Origin of the sequence: Streptomyces triticirhizae (assembly GCF_003696235.1) — a bacterium.
Lineage (GTDB): Bacteria > Actinomycetota > Actinomycetes > Streptomycetales > Streptomycetaceae > Streptomyces > Streptomyces triticirhizae.
In genome coordinates this window covers 1-18,156 of record NZ_RFFJ01000129.1, presented here as the reverse complement: position 1 = coordinate 18,156, position 18,156 = coordinate 1, and the positions used below count along the sequence as shown (strand labels likewise).

Here is an 18,156-nt window from a genome sequence, read left to right as displayed (position 1 = left end):
AACCACTCGGACGCCCGCACGGGCGTCACCTCCGCCCGCCAGCCCCCCTCCGCGACGGCCTCCCACGCCCCGACGGCCAACAGCCGCCCCAGCCAGGCGTATGCGGCGGCGCTTCCTCCGGTGTCGGCGGGTGCGGCCCAGGCCGCGCCGCCGGCCCGCGGCCGGCCGTCGGCCGCGCCGGCGGGTCCCCCGGCCTCCGTGGCCAGCAGCACCGTCGCCTCGGCGGCGGGTTCGCCGTCCGCGAGCAGCCGCACCCGCGCGGTGCGCGGCGGGACGCCGGGGAACGCCGGGTCCCGGGTCGGCTCCGGCCCCAGCCGGGCCTCGCGGACGAGGTGCAGCGCCTCGCCGTTCAGCCGCAGCGCCGACGGCCGCACCGCGATGTCCAACAGGGCGACGGGCGCGGCCGGTTCGCCGCCCGGCACCAGCCAGCCCGCGCCGTCCCGCAGGTACTCAAGCGCCAGCGACAGCGGCAGCGCCGGCGCGCCGTGCACCGTGACCTCGGCGAGGCAGGTCGCCCACGCCGGGTCGATGCGGTGCTCGGTCACCACGGTCGCGGTCGGCGCGTAGGTGACGACCTCGCCCAGGAAGAAGCGCCGGCTGAGCATCGCGGTGCGCCCGCGCCAGTCGGAGGGCACGGCGATGCCCCGCAGATGCTGCGGGGCGACCAGCCCGATCTCGCCCATGAAGCAGATCTCGCCGTCGCCGTCCCTGGTGATCTCGGTCAGCCAGGCGTCCACCCCGTCGGCGACGCTGATCGGCGTCATATAGCGGGCGGCGGCGTCCAGGTTGGTGATCAGGCCGACGCCGTCCCAGGTCGGCCAGGCCAGGCACTTGACCGGGTAGGGCAGCTGGTGGCCGGCGCGCAGCGCCAGCCGGGCCAGGCCCTCGTTGGCCGCCGCGTAGTCGATCTGCCCGGTCATGCCGCCGTAGCGGCCGGTGAGCGAGCCCACCGCGCAGAGCATCTTCAACGGCCGTTCGCCCAGCGCCGCCACGAGGTGGAGGAAGCCGTCGACCTTGACGCCGACGACCCGCCGCACCTGTTCGACGGTCTTGCCGGGCAGCCGGGTTGGCAGGTCGATGCCGGCGTTGTGCACCACCACGGTCAGCCCGGGCCCGGCCCGTTCCACCAGCTCCCGCACCTGGGCCGGCTCGGTCACCTCGCAGGGGTGGTAGGCGATCTCGGCGCCGGCGGCGCTGGCGCGCTCCAGGTTGGCGGCGATCTCGCGGAGTTGGGCCATCCGGCCGATGCGGCGGCGCACGGCGGGCAGCGGCTCGGCGGGGTCGCGTTCGGCCCAGGCGCGGCGTTCCAGCGCGGCGAACTCCGCGTCGGAGGCCGTCAGCCAGGCGGGCCGGTCATCGGGGAGCGTGGCGCGGCCGCTGACCAGCACCCGGCAGCCGGTGCGCAGCGCGGCGTGGAGCGCGAACTCGAAGCCGATGCCCCGGGCGCCGCCGGTCATCAACAGGGTGTCGTCCGGGCCGAGATCGATCGGCTTGCCGTCGATCTCGGTGGCGTGCGCCAGCAGCGCCACCCGCCCCTCGGCGGTGTGGCCCACCTCGAGCAGCCGCCCGCCGAGCAGTTCGGCGACGGCGGGCGGGCCGGGCGCGAGCGTCGGGTCGAGGTCAAGCACCCGGATGTCGCAGGCGGGGAACTCGCGCGGCAGCGTCTTGGCCAGCCCGGCCCACAGCCCGCCGAGCGGCTGGGCGTCGGCGGCCGGCCGCAGGCCCATGGAGCCGCCCATCCAGGTCACCGCGAGATAGTGCAGCCGCCGGGCGTCGGTCTCCCGCGCCCAGTCGGCGTAGACGCCGCGCAGCGCGGTGACGGTGCGGGTCAGCGCCGCGTGCCAACTCCCGGGCGCGACAGGCGTGTTCGGCGCCATGCCGCCGTCGATCACGGCGTCCACGGGGCCGGGCTCGGCCGGCGCCCCGACGTTCTCGTCCCAGTCGACCGGCCGGCCGCCGTGCTCGGCGACGGCGGCCCGCACCGAGCCACGGAACCGGGCGTCGCCGCCGAGCACCAGCACCCGCCGGCCGGCCAGCGCGTCGGCCGGCGGCGTGGGAACGGGCGGCAGCGGGGCGAGGCCCAGCAGGTGCCGCAGGATCGGCGCCTCCCCGGCACCGGGCGTGGCCTCAGCCATGGTCGGTGCCCTCGCGGGACCGCAGCCGCACCCACATCGCGCTCATCGGCCGCAGCGAGATCAACGAGTCGCCGTAGCGCAGCAGTTCGCCGGGGACCGGCTCCAGCCGGAACCGCTGGCAGACCATCGCCAGGATGATCTTCAGCTCCAGCGTCGCCATCAGGTTGCCGATGCACATCCGGGGCCCGCCGCCGAACGGGAAGTACGCCATCCTGGGCCGGCCCTTCGCCGCCTCGGGCGTGAACCGGGACGGGTCGAACTCCTCCGGGTTCTCCCACACCTCCGGGTTGCGGTGGGAGACCAGCGGGGAGAGCAACACCGAGCTGCCGCCCGGGATGTGGTAGCCGTCGAGCACGTCGTCCTCGACCGCGTCCCTGGGGTAGAGCCAGATCGGCGGGTAGAGCCGCAGGCTCTCCTCGATCACCATCCGGGTGTAGTCCAGCGTCGCCAACTCCCCGACGTCCGGGGCCGATCCGCCCAGCGCCCTGGCCAGTTCGCCCTCCAGCTCCTCCCGCACCCAGCGGTGGGTGGCGACCGAGTGCAACGTCCAGCAGGCGGCGGTGGCCGTCGTCTCGTGCCCGGCGAGATAGATGGTGAGCAGCTCGTCGCGGATCTCCGTGTCGCTCCACGGCTCGCCGGTCTCCGGGTCGCGCGCCTCCTCGGCGAGCCGCACCAGCACGCCCTCCCCGGTCGCCGCGTGGTTGGCCCTGATGTCGGCCACCACCTCGTCGTAGATCCGGCGGTTCCTCCGGATCAGCCGGTTGCGGGAGGTCGGCAGCCAGGTGGGCAGCATCTCGGAGACATAGCCGTGCGGGAACATCACCTCGATGCTGTCGTCCACGACCTCCTTCATCAGCGCGGTGCGGGCGCTGATGTCGTAGCCGAAGAGGGAACGGCTGAGGGTGACCAGGGTCAGCCGCATCATCTCGGCGACCAGGTCCACGGGTTCGCCGGCGCGCTCGGCCGCCTCCCAGCGGGCCAGCATCTCGCTCGTCGCCTCGACCACGTTGGGGACGATCGCCTCGATCGCGCTGCGGGCGAACGCCGGCTGCACCGCCCTGCGGTGGCCGCGCCAGGCGCGCCCGTCGGAGGTGAGCAGCCCGGTGCCCATCACCAGCCGGAACTGTTCGTAGAGCTTGCCCCGCACATAGTTGGCCTGGTTCTCGACCAGCACCCGCCGCACCGCGTCCGGCGAGGTGGCCAGGTGAACGGTGTAGGGGCCCATCCTCATCCGGCTGAGCTGGCCGTGGTCGCGCTGGAGCCGCAGCAGGAACTGCGCGGGGTCCCTGCGGTAGGGAACGAGCGAGCCGAAGCCGGGCTTCCCGCGCGGGCCCGGCGCGATGCGGGGCCCTTCGGCGGCGGCGGTGCCGTGCGACGGCGGCGTGGAGGTGGTGGTCACAGCGGCAGCGCTCCGATCCGGTGGGGTTCTGGCGTGGCGTCGGCGGCGTTCGCGGCGTTCTCGGCGGTCGCCGCGTTCTCGACGGTGGCCCGGTCCACATGGCGGCCGGTGTGGGAGTCGATATAGCCGAGCGCGAAGCCGGAGACGTCCTGCATCTGGAGCAGCATCCGCCCGTCCGGCAGGGTCGCGGTGAACCGGCTGGCGAGGCCCGATCCCTCCAGCAGCAGCCCGCGTGGCGTCGCCGACAGCTCGATCGGCACGCCGCGCTGCCCCAACTCCACGTCGTTGTCCGGGACATAGAGGTCGATCCGGCGGATGCCGCTGGGCGCGGCGACCGGGATGTAGCGGCCCTGGACCAGTTCGAGGACGGCCAGCCTGGCCATCCCGTCGAGCATCAGGCCCGGCACCAGGAACCGTTCGTAGACCGTGCCGGGGCCGACCGGCGCGGTGTAGCGGGCGCGCTTGCCCAGCGGGTGGAGGCGGGTCTCGGCGGTGGTGACGAACGCGCCCCCGAGGTACACCGAGGCGCCCTCGGCGTGGTACGGGTCCATGATCGGCGTCTCGTCGGCCGTCGGCCAGGGCGACCAGGTGGGCGCCGGCGGGTGCGAGTCGGCGAGCACGACGGTGGCGCTGAAGTGCTGCTTGTCGCGGACCAGGACGACGCCCTGCGGGGAGAGCACGTCGCCGGTGACGCGCACGGCGACCACGGCCCTGCCGGCGTCGCGGCGCTGGAGCGTCGCGGTGATCCGGCGGGGGCTGCGGTCGGTGGCGCCGCCCAGCCGCAGGAAGTGGTCGAAGGTGATGTCGCGGAAGCCGACCACCGTCAGCTCGGGCACCAGCTCCAGGGCGGCCTCGGCGGCCAGTTCGGTCACGAAGCAGCCGGGGAGCGTCGGCACACCGCGCACCGTGTGGTCGCGAAGGTAGCCGTCCCGCTCGTCGAACTGTCGCTCCACGGTCAGGGAACGGTCGCCCTCGCGCACGACCCGGTCGATATAGAACCGGCCGCGTGCGCCGCCGTTCTGGTGGCCGGCCGGCACGCCCGGCGCGCGCCGGGGCGCGAAGTAGCCGGGGATCATCTGCTCCATCGCGGCGCGCTCCACGTCGCCCAGGTGGTGGGTGACGGGCGCCCGTTCGCCGGCCTCCAGCTCGGCGAGGAAGTGCCGCACGCCCTCGGCCGTGGGCATCTGGGTCAGGACGTTGGCCATCTCGCCGTCGCTGAAGAACGACTGGTGCACCTCGCTCGACGCCATCCCGACCTCCTTCCACAGCGTCCAGCCGATGGCGAACTCGCCCTGCCCCGCGACCGTGTTGTGGAGCGCGGCGGTGCCCAGGAAGTCGTTGCTGGCGGCGTAGTCGGTCTCGCCGAGCTGCCCGGTCAGGCCGATCAGCGAGGCGAAGCTGCACCAGGTGCGCGGCAGCCGGCCGCGCAGCGCGCGCCGCAGGTTGAGGTAGCCGCCGGCCTTGATCGCGCGCACCTCGCGGAAGTGCTCCAGCGGCTTGGTGGCCAGCGCCCCGGCCCGGTTGACGCCGGCGGCGTGGATCAGCAGGTCCACGGCGCCCCGCTCGCGCTCGATCCGGTCGAAGGCGGCGGTCAGCCGCTCGGGGTCGAGGACGTCGGCCCGCAGGTAGTGGACCCGGCCGGGGCCGCAGTGGCGCTCCATGGCGGCGAGGTTGCGCAGGATCTCGGCCGCGCCGGACAGCTGCTCGTACTCGTGGGAGATCTCCCGCACCGGGCGGCCCGGTTGGGCGGCCATGGCCTCGCGCAGGAACGTCACCCGGCTGGGCAGCGCCTCGGGCCCGCCGTAGCCGTTGATCCGCTCGGTCAGCTCGGCGACCGGCTTGGTGCCCAGGGCGTAGATCACCGGCCGGTAGCGCTCGGCGACGGCCTTGAGCAGCTCGGAGGTGATGCCCCGGCCGCCGCCGGTGGCCACCACCACGCTGTCGGCGGTCAGCGGCGGCAGCGGGCCCGGTCCTGGCGCCGGCGCCTCCTCGGTGACCAGGGTGTGCCGCAGCCCGCGGGCCCGCACGGTCACCGGAAGCAGCTGGGTGGCCCGCGACTCGTCTACCAACTCCTCCAACAGCTGCGGCAGTTGGTCGCCCGTGCTGAGCACGCCAGCGACCACCAGGCCGGACAGCTCCAGCGAGGCGCTCTTCAGCAGCCCGGTGAACAGGCCGGAGAACGGGTGCGCCACCCAGCGCCGCTCGTCGAAGGCGCGGGCGAACGAGGCCAGCACCGTGCCCCGGCGGGCGCGCAGCGCCGGCTCGCACACCTGGAGGGTGAGGAAGAGCGCGTCCTGGAGCCGGAAGTAGGGCTCGGGGTCGGCGTCCAGCGCGGCGTCGGCCTCGGCCGGCGCGGACAGGTCGGTCAGCAGCCGCACATGGCCGATGTCCTCCGCCGCCTCGCCGAGCGCGGCGCGCACCGAGGCGCGGGTGATCTCGCCCAGCACGCGCCGGCGCACGCCCTCGGTCGGCACGGTCGAGAGCACCAGCGGGTCGCCGGGCCTGGTGCCCAACGCGCCGAGCAGCTCGGGCGTTCCGGTGAGCACCACGGCGTCGGCCGGCAGCGCCTCGGCCGCCGGGCGGACCCGGTCGTTGACGGTCGGCTCCCAGTGGGAGACATGGCGCCGCACCAGGTCGGCGTCCGCCGCCGGCTCGGCGGGCCGCGCCGGCTCCTCGGCGAAGCGCAGTTCGAGCGACAGCTCGGGCTCGCCGGGCGCGTCGCCGGCGACGACCCGGGCGCGGGCGTCGCCCGCCGTCTCGGCGCGGCGCAGCGCGCGCAGCACCGCCACGGCGGAGTCCGCGCCCAGATAGCGCGGCGCGTCCTGGCGCGGATGCGCGGCGCCGGCCGGGAAGGTGCCCCGGCCGCCGTGGGTGGCGTCCCTGGTCAGCCGGCCGAGCGTGGCCAGCACCGGCAGCCCGGCGGCCTCGGCGGTGGCGCGCCGCATCAGCGCGAACATGAAGGCGCCCTCGGCGAGTTGGACCTCCGGCGCGCCGAGCAGCTCGGCGGCGAGCCGGGTCATCACCCCGGTCGAGTTGCCGTTGACGCCGCCGACCAGCGCCACGTCCACGTCGTGCGCGCGCAGGTAGCGGGCGCCCACCTCGAAGGAGCCGAGCGCGGAGCCGAAGCCCAGGTCGACGGTGAGGTTGGGCCCGTTGAGGTTGAAGTAGTTGGCGACCCGCGCCGGGATGACGTTGGGCATGATCCCGGGGAACGAGTCCTCGTTGGACGGCTGGACGCCCTCGCGGACCGCCTCCCGCAGCGCGGCGGTCAGCCGCTCGTCGAGCGCCACGTCGGCCGGCAGCCGGCCCAGCGCGGTCAGCGCGTTGTCGAGGTGGCAGCGCTTGCCGTAGAGCACCGCGTGCCGGGTCGGGCCCATGTGGCCGAGGAAGACCCCGGTGCTGGCGCGGTGTTGGTCCCACAGCGCCTCGCCGAAGACCTCCTTCAGCTCCTGGGCGCAGCGCAGCACCATCAGCTGGCAGCGGTCCAGGGTGCGCAGCACCTTCGGGGGCATCCGCAGCCCCATTCCGGCGTAGTCGTAGGCGGCGCCGAAGGTGGTCGCCGGCGCGGGGCCCGTTCCGTCGAGCCAGGCGCGGACCGCGTCGGTGCCGTCGAGGCCCGGCACGTGCGCGGACCAGGCGGTGACGACGATCTCCTCGTCGCGGGCCCGGGCGCCGGAGGGGTCGGCGGCGGGCGGGAGCGGCTGGGCGGCCGGCCGGTCCTGCACCATCAGATGGGCGTTGGTGCCGCCGAATCCGAACCCGGAGACCGAGGCGACCCGGGCCCGTTCGGGGTCGGCCGGCCAGGCGACCGGCTCGGTCGGCACCCGCAGCCCGGCCTCGTCCAGCCCGTAGGCGTCGGGGCTCTGGGCGAAGTGGTGCTGCGGCAGGATGGTGTTCTTCTCGAAGCTCTGGAGCACCTGGATCAACGAGACCACGCCGGCGGCCCAACCGGTGTGCCCGATCAGGGACTTGTTGGAGGTCACATAGGTCGGCGTGGTGCCGGACATGGTCTGTCGGATGCTGGTGATCTCGCACAGGTCGCCGGCCGGCGTGCCGGTGGCGTGCGCGACGACCCAGTCGGGCCGGCGCTCCGGGTCGGGCGCCTTGGCCAGGGCCCGCTCGATGGCGAGCTTCTGGCCGGCCGTGTTGGGGGCGTAGATGGCCTTGCCCTTGCCGTCGGACGAGGTGCCGATGGCGGAGACATAGCCCAGGACGCGGTCCCCGTCGCGGCGCGCCAGGTCCAGGCGCTTGAGGGTGACGGCCGCCGCGCCGTCGGAGAACAGCACGCCGTCGGCGTCCCGGTCCAGCGGGCGCAGCCGGCCGCTGACCGACAGGCCGTGCAGCTTGGCGAAGAGCACCGCGTTGCGCGGCCCGACGGCGAAGCTGCCGCCGCAGACGGCCGCGTCGTGCCGGCCCTCCAGGATGCCCTTGATCGCGATGTCCACGGCGTAGAGCGCGGAGGAGCAGGCGGTGTCCACCATCAGCGTCTCGGTGCCGTCGGGCAGCAGCCCGGCGATGGAACGGTTGCCCACCTGGTAGGGGAGCAGGGTGGTCAACGGGGCGCGGTGCAGCGGGTAGTGGTCCTCCAGCGCGCTCCTGGCCTCGCCGAGCAGCCGGGCGCGGCGGGCCGCGTCCCAGCCGGCGGCGACCCCGGCGCGGTCCAGGTCCTCCAGCAGGCTGTCGGTGACCAGGACCTCCTCCAGGTGCTGGTTGCCGTCGGCGGTGTAGCCGATGACGCAGGACAGCCGGTCGCCGGCGGGCAGCCGCACCCCGTCGAGCGCCTCGTAGACGGCGTGCCGGAACCACTGGGTGGTGTAGTCGGTGGTCCGGCGGTCCTCGCCCAACTCGGCGGCGAGGCGCGGGTGCGGGACATAGTCGTCCACATAGCCGGAGCGCACCTGGTAGGTCTTGTCCTCGGCGTCGGTGTCGTCCGAGTAGAACGCCTCGCTGCGGAACCGGTCGGGCCGGTCGCCGTCGAGGAGTTCCGGCCCGTCGGCCAGCAGCCGCCAGAACTCGTCCGGGTTGTTGGCGCCCGGCACCACCAGGCCCATGCCGACGACGGCGATGGTGGCGCGCTCGGCGGCCAGCACGTCGTCTGAGGGCGCGACGGACGCCGTCGGGGTGGGGAGCGCGGGCGCCGGCTCGTTGACGCTCAGCGCGGCGCGCGGCGCGGTCTCGCGCGCCTGCGGCCTCGGCTCCGGCCTCGCCTCGGGCGCCGCCTCGGGGGCCGGTCGCTCCCCCTCGTTCCCAAGCTTCCCGATCCCAAGCTTCCCGTTCCCGGGCTCCTCTTTCCTGGGGTGCCAGTGGCTGGGCGGGGTGAGCATCGCCCCGCCCAGCGAGAGGCCGCCGTCGGCGACGATGGTCTGGCCGGTGATCCAACTCGCCTGCTCCGACAGCAGGAAGAGCACCACCTCGGCCAACTCCTCGGGCCGGCCCAGCCGCCCCAGCGGGGTGTTCCGCCTGACCTGCCGGTCCATCTCCTCCGGGCTGGGGAAGAGGCCGGCGACCTCGCCCTCGATCAGCCCGCCCGAGGCGGTGTTGACCCGGATGTCGCCCGCCGCGAACTCGACGGCGAGATAGCGGGTGAGCGACTCCACGGCGGCCTTGGCCGTGCCGACCGTGACGTAGTTGCCGACGGCCAGGCCCGCGCCCAGCGAGGACAGGTTGACGATCGCCCCGCCGCCGGCCGCCCGCATCAGCGGCTCGGCCCGCTGGGCGCACCACAGCGCGCCCTTGAGGTTGACGTCGAGGGAACGGTCGAACGCCTCGTCCGTCGTCTCGGCGACCCGGCTGAAGCTGCCGGTCGCGGCGTTGTTCACCAGGAAGTCCAGCCGGTCGTGGCGCTGCCCGATCTCGTCGAACATCCGCTCCACCTGCTCACGGCGGCCCACCGAGGCCCGGACGATCTCGATCGACAGGCCACGCTCCGCGAGTTCGGAGCGGAGCGCCTTGGCCGCCGCGTAGGAGTGGAAGCAGTTGACGATGACATGGGCGCCGAGTTCGGCCAGTCGGGTCGTGATGATCCGGCCGATGCCTCGGGCCCCTCCGGTGACCAGGGCGGTCCTGCCACTGAATCGCTGCATGATGCCTGTCTCGCTCGTCGGGAGTCTCGATGGGGGCGAATGCCTCAGGCGGCTGCCGGGGCGCTCGCGTCGCCCCCGGCCTGGAGCACCATGTCGGCGACGCGGCCGAAGGTGGCGTAGTCGGAGATGTTGAACTCGGCCGGCTGCGGCGGGAGTTGGTACTGCTTGGCGACGCGGCCCAGCAGGTCGGTCTGCTTGACCGAGTCCACGCCGAGGTCGGCCTCCAGCAGCACGTCCTCCGTGAACACCTCGCTCGGGTACTCCAGCGCGGTCCCGTACAGCTCGGCCAACTCGGCCAGCACCGTGGCCCGGTCCAGCTGCCGCGTGGGCGCGGCGGCCGGGGCGGTCGCCGGCGCGGGCACGGCGGGAACGGCGGGAACGGCGGCGAGCGTGGCCAGTGGCGCCGCCTCGACGACGGGCGCGGCCTCCACGACGGGCCCCGCCTCCCCGACGGCCTCGGCGACGGGCTCCGCGACCGGCTCGGCCAGCTCGGGCACGACCTCCCTGCCGGTGAACCGGTCGTAGGACTGCCGGATGGCGCGCAGCGTGGCGATGCCCTCCGAGCGCCAGAAGCGGTCGAACTCGGTCGCGTCGTCGCCCAGCAGATGCCGCACGGCCGAACGCAGCCGCTCGTTCCCGCCGTTGGCCAGCCGCACGATGTCGTCCAGCGAGGTGCCGCGCCGGCCGCTCTCGTCCACGGCGACCGCCGTCCACCCCGACTCCTCGTCGAGCACCGTGCCCACCAGGTCGGTCAGCACCTGCCGCCCGCCGCACTCGACGAACAGCTCGGTGCCCTCCTCGCGGGCCCGCCGCAGCGCCTCGGGGAAGTCGAACGGGGTGACCAGGTGGCTCGCCAGCAGCGCGGCGAAGTCGTCGCCCTCCTCGTAGCGGCGGCCCAGGATGGGGGAGTGGACCGGCACGTCCGGGGTGGTCCAGCGGATGTCGGCCAGCGCGGCGGCGAAGCCGTCGACGGCGTCCGCCAACACCGGGCTGTGGAAGGGGTGCGGGGTCTCCAGGCGCGTCGCCGGGACGCCGGCCCGGCGCAGCAGCTCCCGCGCCACCCGCATCGGCTCGGTCGCGCCCGAGATCACCACCTGGCGCTCGGCGTTGACGCCGGCCACCGCGACCGACTCCTCGCCCAGGAAGGTCAACAGGCCCTCGGCGCGCTCCCGGTTGGTGCGCACCGCCAGCATCATGCCGTCCGCGCCCTCCAGCGCGGCCAGCGCGCGGACCCGGTGCGCCACGATCCGGGTGCCGTCCTCGACGGAGCAGGCGCCGGCGGCGGTCAGCGCGGCGATCTCGCCGAAGCTGTGGCCGATGTGCAGGGCCGCGGTCACCCCGTCCTTGCGCAGCGCCTGCGCGGCGGCCACCGAGCCGGCGAAGATCGCCACCTGGAGCAGCTCGGGCGAGGTGCGCAGCAGCGTCGGGAGGTCGGTCGTCCGGTCGGTCAGCAACGCCCCGAGGTCGACGTCGAGTTCCTCGCCGGCGACGGTGGCGACCGTCTCGACGACCTCATCGACGACGGCGGAACGGTCCGCCAGCCGGGCCAGCACGCCCGGCGCCCAGCCGCCCTGACCGGGAAACAACAGAGTGGTCCGTGCGAGAGACATAAAACCCCCAAGATGTTCCGGCCGCCCTCTCGGCGACCGGTGGACCGGTGACGACGGGTGGAATCCCGCGCCCGTTCGGCGCTGATTCAGACGGGAACTCACCCGGTGACGACAGAAAGGGCACCCGCGCGCGGCACGGGCGGATACCGGCCGGAATCGGCGCGCCCCCGTGCCGCACTCCACCGAAGAATCATCCGCATCGTGGGCGCCGCCGCCGAGCGCTGTCAATCAAAGTGGCAACTCCCTGTCAGGCCGTCGCCGCAGGGAACTTCACCACCCTTGCTCGCCCTCAGTGTTCGATCGGACGCGTACTGTCGTGTAGCGGGTGTCGCGTCAGCCCTCAGGTAAGCGCAAGGTTTCTTTTATCGCGGTTCTGTCATAAACCGGGACCCGATATTCAACAAGGGTCGGGCGGAGCGCCGCTCTCCGCCGCCGCCCGGCCGGGTTTCCGAACAGTCCCCTGACAGCAAGTGGTCAGCACCATGGCTTTGGCAGTTCCGTGTTGCGTAGCCTCCGACGAAATCCTTCGGGAGACGCCGTGGGGGACAGCACAGCGCGGGGAACAGCGTTGGAGAACAGCGCTGGGGAAGAGGCGCGATGTATGACGTGATCGTGGTGGGCGCTCGCTGCGCCGGTTCGCCGACGGCGATGCTCCTGGCCCGCCGGGGGCACCGGGTGCTGCTGCTGGACCGCGCCACCTTCCCCAGCGACAGCCCGCTCTCCACCCACCTGGTGCACCCGCCGGCCATCATGCGCCTGGCACGCTGGGGCCTGCTCGACGAACTCCGCGCCACCGGCTGCCCGCCGATCCACGAGTACGGCCTGGAGTGCGGCCCCGTCGACCTGATGGCGCCGCTGCCGCCCGCCGGCGACGTGGACGTCGCCTACGCGCCGCGCCGCCGGGTCCTCGACGACATCCTGGTGCGCGCGGCCGTCGCCGCCGGCGCCGAGCTGCGGGAGGGCGTCTCCGTCCAGGAGTTGCTCACCGAGCCCGACGGCACCGTGGTCGGCGTCCGGGGCCGCACCAAGGAGGGCACCGTCGTCGAGGAGCGCGCCACCGTGGTGGTGGGCGCCGACGGCACCCGTTCCCGCGTCGCCCAACTCGTCGGCGCCACCGAGTACCACACCCGCCCGCCGCTGCTGACCAGCTACTGGAGCTACTTCGCCGGGCTCGCCGTCAAGGACGTGCCGACGTTCCGCGCGAACCACAAGTACGCCTTCGCCTGGCCCACCAACGACAACCTGGTGCTGGTCGGCATGGCCTGGCGCACGGCCGACTTCAGGAGGCTGCCCGGCGGCGCCGACGAGGTGTTCCTACCGGCCTTCGACGAGATCGCGCCCGCCTTCGCCGCGCGGCTGCGCGACGCCGAGCGGGCCGAGCGCTGGATGAGCGGCTCCGTGCCCAACTTCTTCCGCACCGCGCACGGCCCCGGCTGGGCCCTGGTCGGCGACGCCGGCTACAGCCGCGACCCCTGCACCGCCTCCGGCATCACCGAGGCCACCCGCGCCGCCGACTTCCTCGCCGAGGCGCTGCACGACGGGCTCAGCGGCGCCCGGCCGATGGCCGAGGCGCTCGCCGACTACCAGCGCCGCCGCGACGCGGCCAGCCGCCCGTTCTACGAGTACACCTGCGACTTCGCGAGCCTCGACGACTACCCGGCCGACGTTCTCCAACTCCTGGACGCGGCCACCCGCAGCGAGTGGCACGCCGCCGGGCTCTCCGGGCTCTTCGCGCAGACCACCTACCCGCAGGAGTTCTTCTCGATCGACTCCATGGCGCGGCTGCTGACCGGACCGCAGGGCGCCGAGCTGACACACTGGCGACTGCGCGCGCTGCGCGCCCTGGTCGGCGGCCCCGCCGGGCGCACCCGCCTCGCGCGCGGCCTCGGCCAACGCCTCGTCAACGGCCGGCTGGGGCCGCTCGGTTCCTATCTGGCCACCGCGCCACCCGCCCCACCCGTCGTGAACGCCCCCACCCCGTCGTGAACGCCCCCACCCCGTCGTGAGCGTCGCCGACCCCACCGGGCCCACGCCCGGCCCCACGGACGGCGCCCGACAGCGAAGTTAAGGAAGCACCCGTGTACCACACCGTCGTCGCGGCCAGGGTCCGCGCCACCTTCCGCCGGATCAACGAGGGCGACTACCAACCCGTGTTGGACTCGTTGGCCCCCACCTTCCGGTACCACTTCCACGGCGAGCACGCGCTGGGCGGGACGCGCACCACGCTGCCGGCGATGAGGCTGTGGTGGGAACGGGTCTTCCGGCTGATCCCCGGCGGCACGTTCGACGTGCGCGACGTCCTGGTGCGCGGCTGGCCCTGGCGCACCACGGTGGCGCTGCACGCGGTGATCACCGCGCCGCTGCCGGACGGCGGGACCTACACCAACGACATCCACCAGTTCCTGCGGATGCGGTGGGGGAGGATCACCGAGGTCAGCACCATGGAGGACCTCCAGCGGCTGCGACGCGCGCTGGACGTGGTCGCCGCGCACGGCACGGAGGAGGCCCACGCGGCGCCGATCACCGACGCGGACGCGGACGTGGACGCCGGTGCCGGCACCGGCGCGGGCTCGGGCGACCGCTGACCGCGCGGCGGCGCGCCAACTGACGGGCGGCGGCACCCGGTTGCCGCCACCGTCGGCCTGGACAGGCCGGGCCGGGGACCGGGGGCCCGGCCCGGCCGCCCCCGACGTTCGGGAGACGCGCCCCCAACGGGCCCCCGCCGCCCACCCGTTGACCCGCCTTCGTTCCCCTGCCTTCGTTCCCCTGCCTTCGTTCCCCTGCCTTCGTTCACCCGAGAGAACCCGACGACGGGAGCGCCACGTGCCGACCGACCAGCGGCCCAGCGCCGCACTCGTCACCGGCTGCTCGTCCGGCATCGGCCGGGCCACCGCCCTGGCGCTGCACCGCGCCGGCCACACGGTCTACGCCACGGCCCGCCGCCCCGAGACCCTGGCCGACCTCGCCGCTCAGGGCCCGCGTCCGCTGGCCCTCGACGTCACCGACGAGGCGTCGATGGCCGCCGCCCTCGCCGAGGTCACCGCCGCCGAGGGCGCCGTGGCCACCCTGGTCAACTGCGCCGGCTACGGCCTGACCGGGCCCGTCGAGGAGGAGAGCGTCCAGGCGGCGCGCGAACAGTTCGAGACCAACCTCTTCGGCGCCGCCCGGCTGACCCAGCTCGCGCTGCCCGGGATGCGCGCCCGGGGCCGGGGCACCGTGGTCAACATCTCGTCGATCTTCGGCCGTTACGCCGTGCCGGGCGGCGCGTTCTACCACGCCTCCAAGCACGCCCTGGAGGCGTTCAGCGACGCGCTGCGCCTGGAGGTGGCCCCGTTCGGCGTGCGGGTGGTGGTGATCGAACCCGGCCCGGTGCGCACCCGCTTCGGCGAACGCTTCGTCGCCGGCTTCCAGGACCCCCGGGCCGCCGGCGGCCCCCGGCCGGGAGAGGGCGACGAGGGACCCTACGACGACTTCCGCCGCCGCAGCGCCGCCTACTACGCGACGGTCTTCGCCGGCGGCCGGGACGGGCGACGCTCGCTCGCCGGCTCCCTGCTGGTGGAGCCCGAGGACGTGGCGCGGGCCGTCGTCCGGGCGGCCGACGCCCGCCGACCCCGCGCCCGCTACCGCGTCGGGCTGCTGGCCCGCACCACGATCCAGCTGCGCCGGGTGCTGCCCGACCGGGCGTTCGACGCGTTCGTCCGCCGCCAGTTCCCGGTGCCGTGACGCCGCCAGGGGCGGCCCTTCCCCGGCCGCCGGGGCCGGGCAACGCCACCGTGGGTGGCGGCCGAGTGCGCTACCCTGTCTCCCATGCGTGCCGTACGCCTCCTTCTTCTCCGGCCGCGCTGAGCGACAACGACACGACGCCGGCGCGGCCAGCCCCTCCTGTGCGAGGGGCTTTTTCGTGGGCGGGTACCAGCCAGCACAGGACCGACGAGGCTTTGAGGACTTCGAGGACGATGAGCGAGACACACAGGTACGACGCCGCGCTGGCAGCGAGGATCGAGGCACGCTGGCAGGACTTCTGGGCGGAGCACGGCACCTTCGAGGCGCCCAACCCCACGGGCGACCTGGCGGACGACCCCGAGGTGGCCGCCCGGCCCAAGAAGTTCGTGATGGACATGTTCCCCTACCCCTCGGGCGCCGGGCTGCACGTGGGCCACCCGCTGGGCTACATCGCCACCGACGTCTACGCCCGCTACCAGCGGATGACCGGCCACAACGTGCTGCACGCGCTGGGCTACGACGCGTTCGGGCTGCCCGCCGAGCAGTACGCCGTGCAGACCGGCACCCACCCCCGGGTCTCCACCGAGGCCAACATCGAGACCTACCGCCGCCAGGTGCGCCGGCTGGGCCTGGGCTACGACGAGCGGCGCTCGTTCGCCACCATCGACCCGGAGTACTACCGCTGGACGCAGTGGATCTTCCTGCGGATCTTCAACTCCTGGTACGACGCCGAGCAGGGCCGCGCCCGGCCGATCGACGAGCTGATCGCCGCGTTCGCCTCCGGGGAGCGCAAGACGCCCGACGGGCGCCCCTGGGACGAGCTGTCCGCCGTCGAACGCGCCGAGCTGCTGGGCGAGTACCGGCTGGCCTACGCCTCCGAGGCGCCCGTCAACTGGTGCCCGGGCCTGGGGACCGTGCTGGCCAACGAGGAGGTCACCGCCGACGGCCGCTCCGAGCGCGGCAACTTCCCGGTCTTCAGGTCCACGCTGCGCCAGTGGAACATGCGGATCACCGCCTACGCCGAGCGGCTGCTGAGCGGACTGGACACGGTCGACTGGCCCGAGGCCATCAAGACCCAGCAGCGGAACTGGATCGGCCGCTCCGAGGGCGCGCGGATCACGTTCGGGATCGGCGACCCCGAACAGGGGCGCGCGGTCTCGGTGTTCACCACCCGGCAGGACACCCTGTTCGGTGCCACCTATCTGGTGCTGGCGCCGGAACACCCGCTGGTCGACGACGTGGTGCCGGCCGCCTGGCCCGAGGGCACCCGTGCGGAGTGGACCGGCGGGCACGCCACCCCGGCCGAGGCCGTGGCCGCCTACCGGCGACAGGCCGGCGCCAAGTCCGACGTCGAACGGCAGTCCGACGCCCGCGAGAAGACCGGCGTCTTCACCGGCGCGTTCGCCACCAACCCGGCCAACGGCGAGCGCATCCCCGTCTTCGTCGCCGACTATGTGCTGGTCGGCTACGGCACCGGCGCGATCATGGCCGTCCCGGCGCACGACGCCCGCGACTTCGCGTTCGCCCGCGCCTTCCACCTGCCGATCCGCTGCGTCGTCGCGCCCACCGACGGCCGGGACCCCGACCCCGACACCTGGGCGGACTCGTTCACCTCCTACGAGGCCACGTTGATCAACTCGGCCAACGACGCCCTGTCGTTGAACGAGCTGAGCGTTCCCGAGGCCAAGGTCCGCACCACCGCCTGGCTGGAGTCCACCGGGCTGGGCGAGGGCACCGTCACCTACCGGCTGCGGGACTGGCTGTTCAGCCGGCAGCGGTACTGGGGCGAGCCGTTCCCCATCGTCTACGACGAGGACGGCGTCGCCCACGCGCTGCCGGACTCCATGCTGCCGCTGGAACTGCCCGAGGTGGAGAACTACTCCCCGCGCACCTTCGAGCCCGAGGACTCCGACACCCAGCCGGAGACCCCGCTGTCCAGGAACGAGGAGTGGACGAACGTCACCCTGGACCTGGGCGACGGGCCCAAGCGGTACCGCAGGGAGACCAACACCATGCCCAACTGGGCGGGTTCCTGCTGGTACCACCTGCGCTACCTGGACCCGCGCAACTCCGAGAGGCTGGTCGACCCCGAGGTCGAGTCCTACTGGATGGCGCCCCGCGAGGGCCTGGCCACCGGCGGCGTCGACCTGTACATCGGAGGAGCCGAGCACGCGGTGCTGCACCTGCTGTACGCGCGCTTCTGGCAGATGGTGCTGTTCGACCTGGGGCACGTCTCCTCGCCCGAGCCGTACCACAAGCTGTTCAACCAGGGCATGATCCAGGCGTACGTCTACCGCGACGCCCGGGGCTTCCCGGTGCCGGCGGCCGAGGTGGAGGAGCGCGACGGCGCGTACTTCCACGGCGGCGAGCGGGTCAGCCGGGAGATCGGCAAGATCGGCAAGTCCCTGAAGAACGTCATCTCCCCGGACGAGATCTTCGTCGCCTACGGCGCCGACACGCTGCGCCTGTACGAGATGGCGATGGGGCCGCTGGACGTGTCGCGGCCGTGGGAGACGCGGGCCGTGGTCGGCCAGTACCGGTTGTTGCAGCGGATCTGGCGGAACGTGTTGGACGAGGAGACCGGCGAGGTCACCGTCGTGGACGCCGAGCCCGACGAGGAGACCCTGCGGATCACCCACAAGACGATTCACGCCGTCGCCCAGGACCTGGACCAGCTGCGCTTCAACACGGCGATCGCCCGGATCACCGAGCTGAACAACCACGTCACCAAGCTGCGCGAGGTGCCCAGGAGCACGGCGGAGACGCTGGTGCTGCTGATCGCGCCGCTGGCGCCGCATGTCGCGGAGGAGCTGTGGCAGCGGCTGGGGCACGAGCCGAGCGTGGCGCACGAGCGCTTCCCGCTGGCCAACCCGGCGTATCTGGCGGACCGGACGGTGACGTGTGTGGTCCAGGTGCGCGGCAAGGTGCGGGCGCGGCTGGAGGTCGCGCCGAGCGTCGGCGAGTCCGAACTGGAGGAACGGGCGCTGGCCGAACCGGCGGTGGTCGCCGCGCTGGCCGGCGCGGACATCCGCAAGGTGATCGTCCGCGCGCCCAAGCTGGTCAACATCGTCCCGGCCTGAGCGGCCCCGCCAAGCCGCCCAGCCAGCCGCCCCCGCCAAGCCGCCCCGGCTTGGCGGGGGCGGCGGCGGCTCGCCGCCGGCGCCGCTTCCGGGCCGGGTGGGGCGGCGGGCCGCTTCCGGGCCGGG

General features: G+C 74.0%; 8 protein-coding genes. 4 read left to right on the top strand and 4 right to left on the bottom strand.

The genetic code is table 11. From position 1 onward, the window contains the following. The 4 genes from EBN88_RS20420 to EBN88_RS32010 form a co-directional block, all read right to left on the bottom strand. Positions 1-2,135: KR domain-containing protein (locus tag EBN88_RS20420; protein WP_122185362.1), on the bottom strand; the 2,135-nt coding region annotated here is incomplete at its 3' end. Beyond that, positions 2,128-3,534, bottom strand: coding sequence for a cytochrome P450 (locus EBN88_RS20415; protein ID WP_158621453.1), 1,407 nt, complete (start codon positions 3,532-3,534; stop codon positions 2,128-2,130). The genes EBN88_RS20420 and EBN88_RS20415, both read right to left, overlap by 8 nt. Continuing rightward, entirely contained in the window at positions 3,531-9,617 is a 6,087-nt protein-coding gene (locus tag EBN88_RS20410; protein WP_122185361.1) for an SDR family oxidoreductase, read from the bottom strand. The genes EBN88_RS20415 and EBN88_RS20410 overlap by 4 nt, the downstream gene beginning before the upstream one ends. A 44-nt stretch (positions 9,618-9,661) precedes the next feature. Continuing rightward, positions 9,662-11,227 carry an acyltransferase domain-containing protein gene (locus EBN88_RS32010; protein WP_122185360.1) on the bottom strand — a complete coding sequence of 522 codons (1,566 nt, stop codon included), beginning with the start codon at positions 11,225-11,227 and terminating at the stop codon, positions 9,662-9,664. 597 nt (positions 11,228-11,824) lie between these two features. Here EBN88_RS32010 and EBN88_RS20400 point away from each other — a divergent pair. The 4 genes from EBN88_RS20400 to leuS all read left to right on the top strand — a co-directional run bounded on the left by EBN88_RS20400 (position 11,825) and on the right by leuS (position 18,030). Beyond that, complete coding sequence (locus EBN88_RS20400; RefSeq protein WP_199742424.1) at positions 11,825-13,213, top strand: NAD(P)/FAD-dependent oxidoreductase; 1,389 nt, start codon at positions 11,825-11,827, stop codon at positions 13,211-13,213. Positions 13,214-13,305: 92 nt separating this feature from the next. Beyond that, on the top strand, positions 13,306-13,812 hold the full coding sequence (locus tag EBN88_RS20395) for a nuclear transport factor 2 family protein (protein WP_122185359.1): 507 nt from the start codon (positions 13,306-13,308) through the stop codon (positions 13,810-13,812). Between the two features lie 238 nt (positions 13,813-14,050). After that, positions 14,051-14,950, top strand: coding sequence for an SDR family NAD(P)-dependent oxidoreductase (locus EBN88_RS20390; RefSeq protein ID WP_122185358.1), 900 nt, complete (start codon positions 14,051-14,053; stop codon positions 14,948-14,950). Between the two features lie 233 nt (positions 14,951-15,183). Next, positions 15,184-18,030, top strand: a complete 2,847-nt coding sequence (gene leuS, locus EBN88_RS20385; protein ID WP_122185357.1) for a leucine--tRNA ligase — start codon at positions 15,184-15,186, stop codon at positions 18,028-18,030. Positions 18,031-18,156: the final 126 nt, after the last annotated feature.

Bases quoted from the DNA above. Each gene is read 5' to 3' on its own strand.
- EBN88_RS20410 (WP_122185361.1), bottom strand. From the start codon at position 9,617: ATGCAGCGATTCAGTGGCAGGACCGCCCTGGTCACCGGAGGGGCCCGA.
- EBN88_RS32010 (WP_122185360.1), bottom strand. From the start codon at position 11,227: ATGTCTCTCGCACGGACCACTCTGTTGTTTCCCGGTCAGGGCGGCTGG.
- EBN88_RS20400 (WP_199742424.1), top strand. From the start codon at position 11,825: ATGTATGACGTGATCGTGGTGGGCGCTCGCTGCGCCGGTTCGCCGACG.
- leuS (WP_122185357.1), top strand. From the start codon at position 15,184: ATGAGCGAGACACACAGGTACGACGCCGCGCTGGCAGCGAGGATCGAG.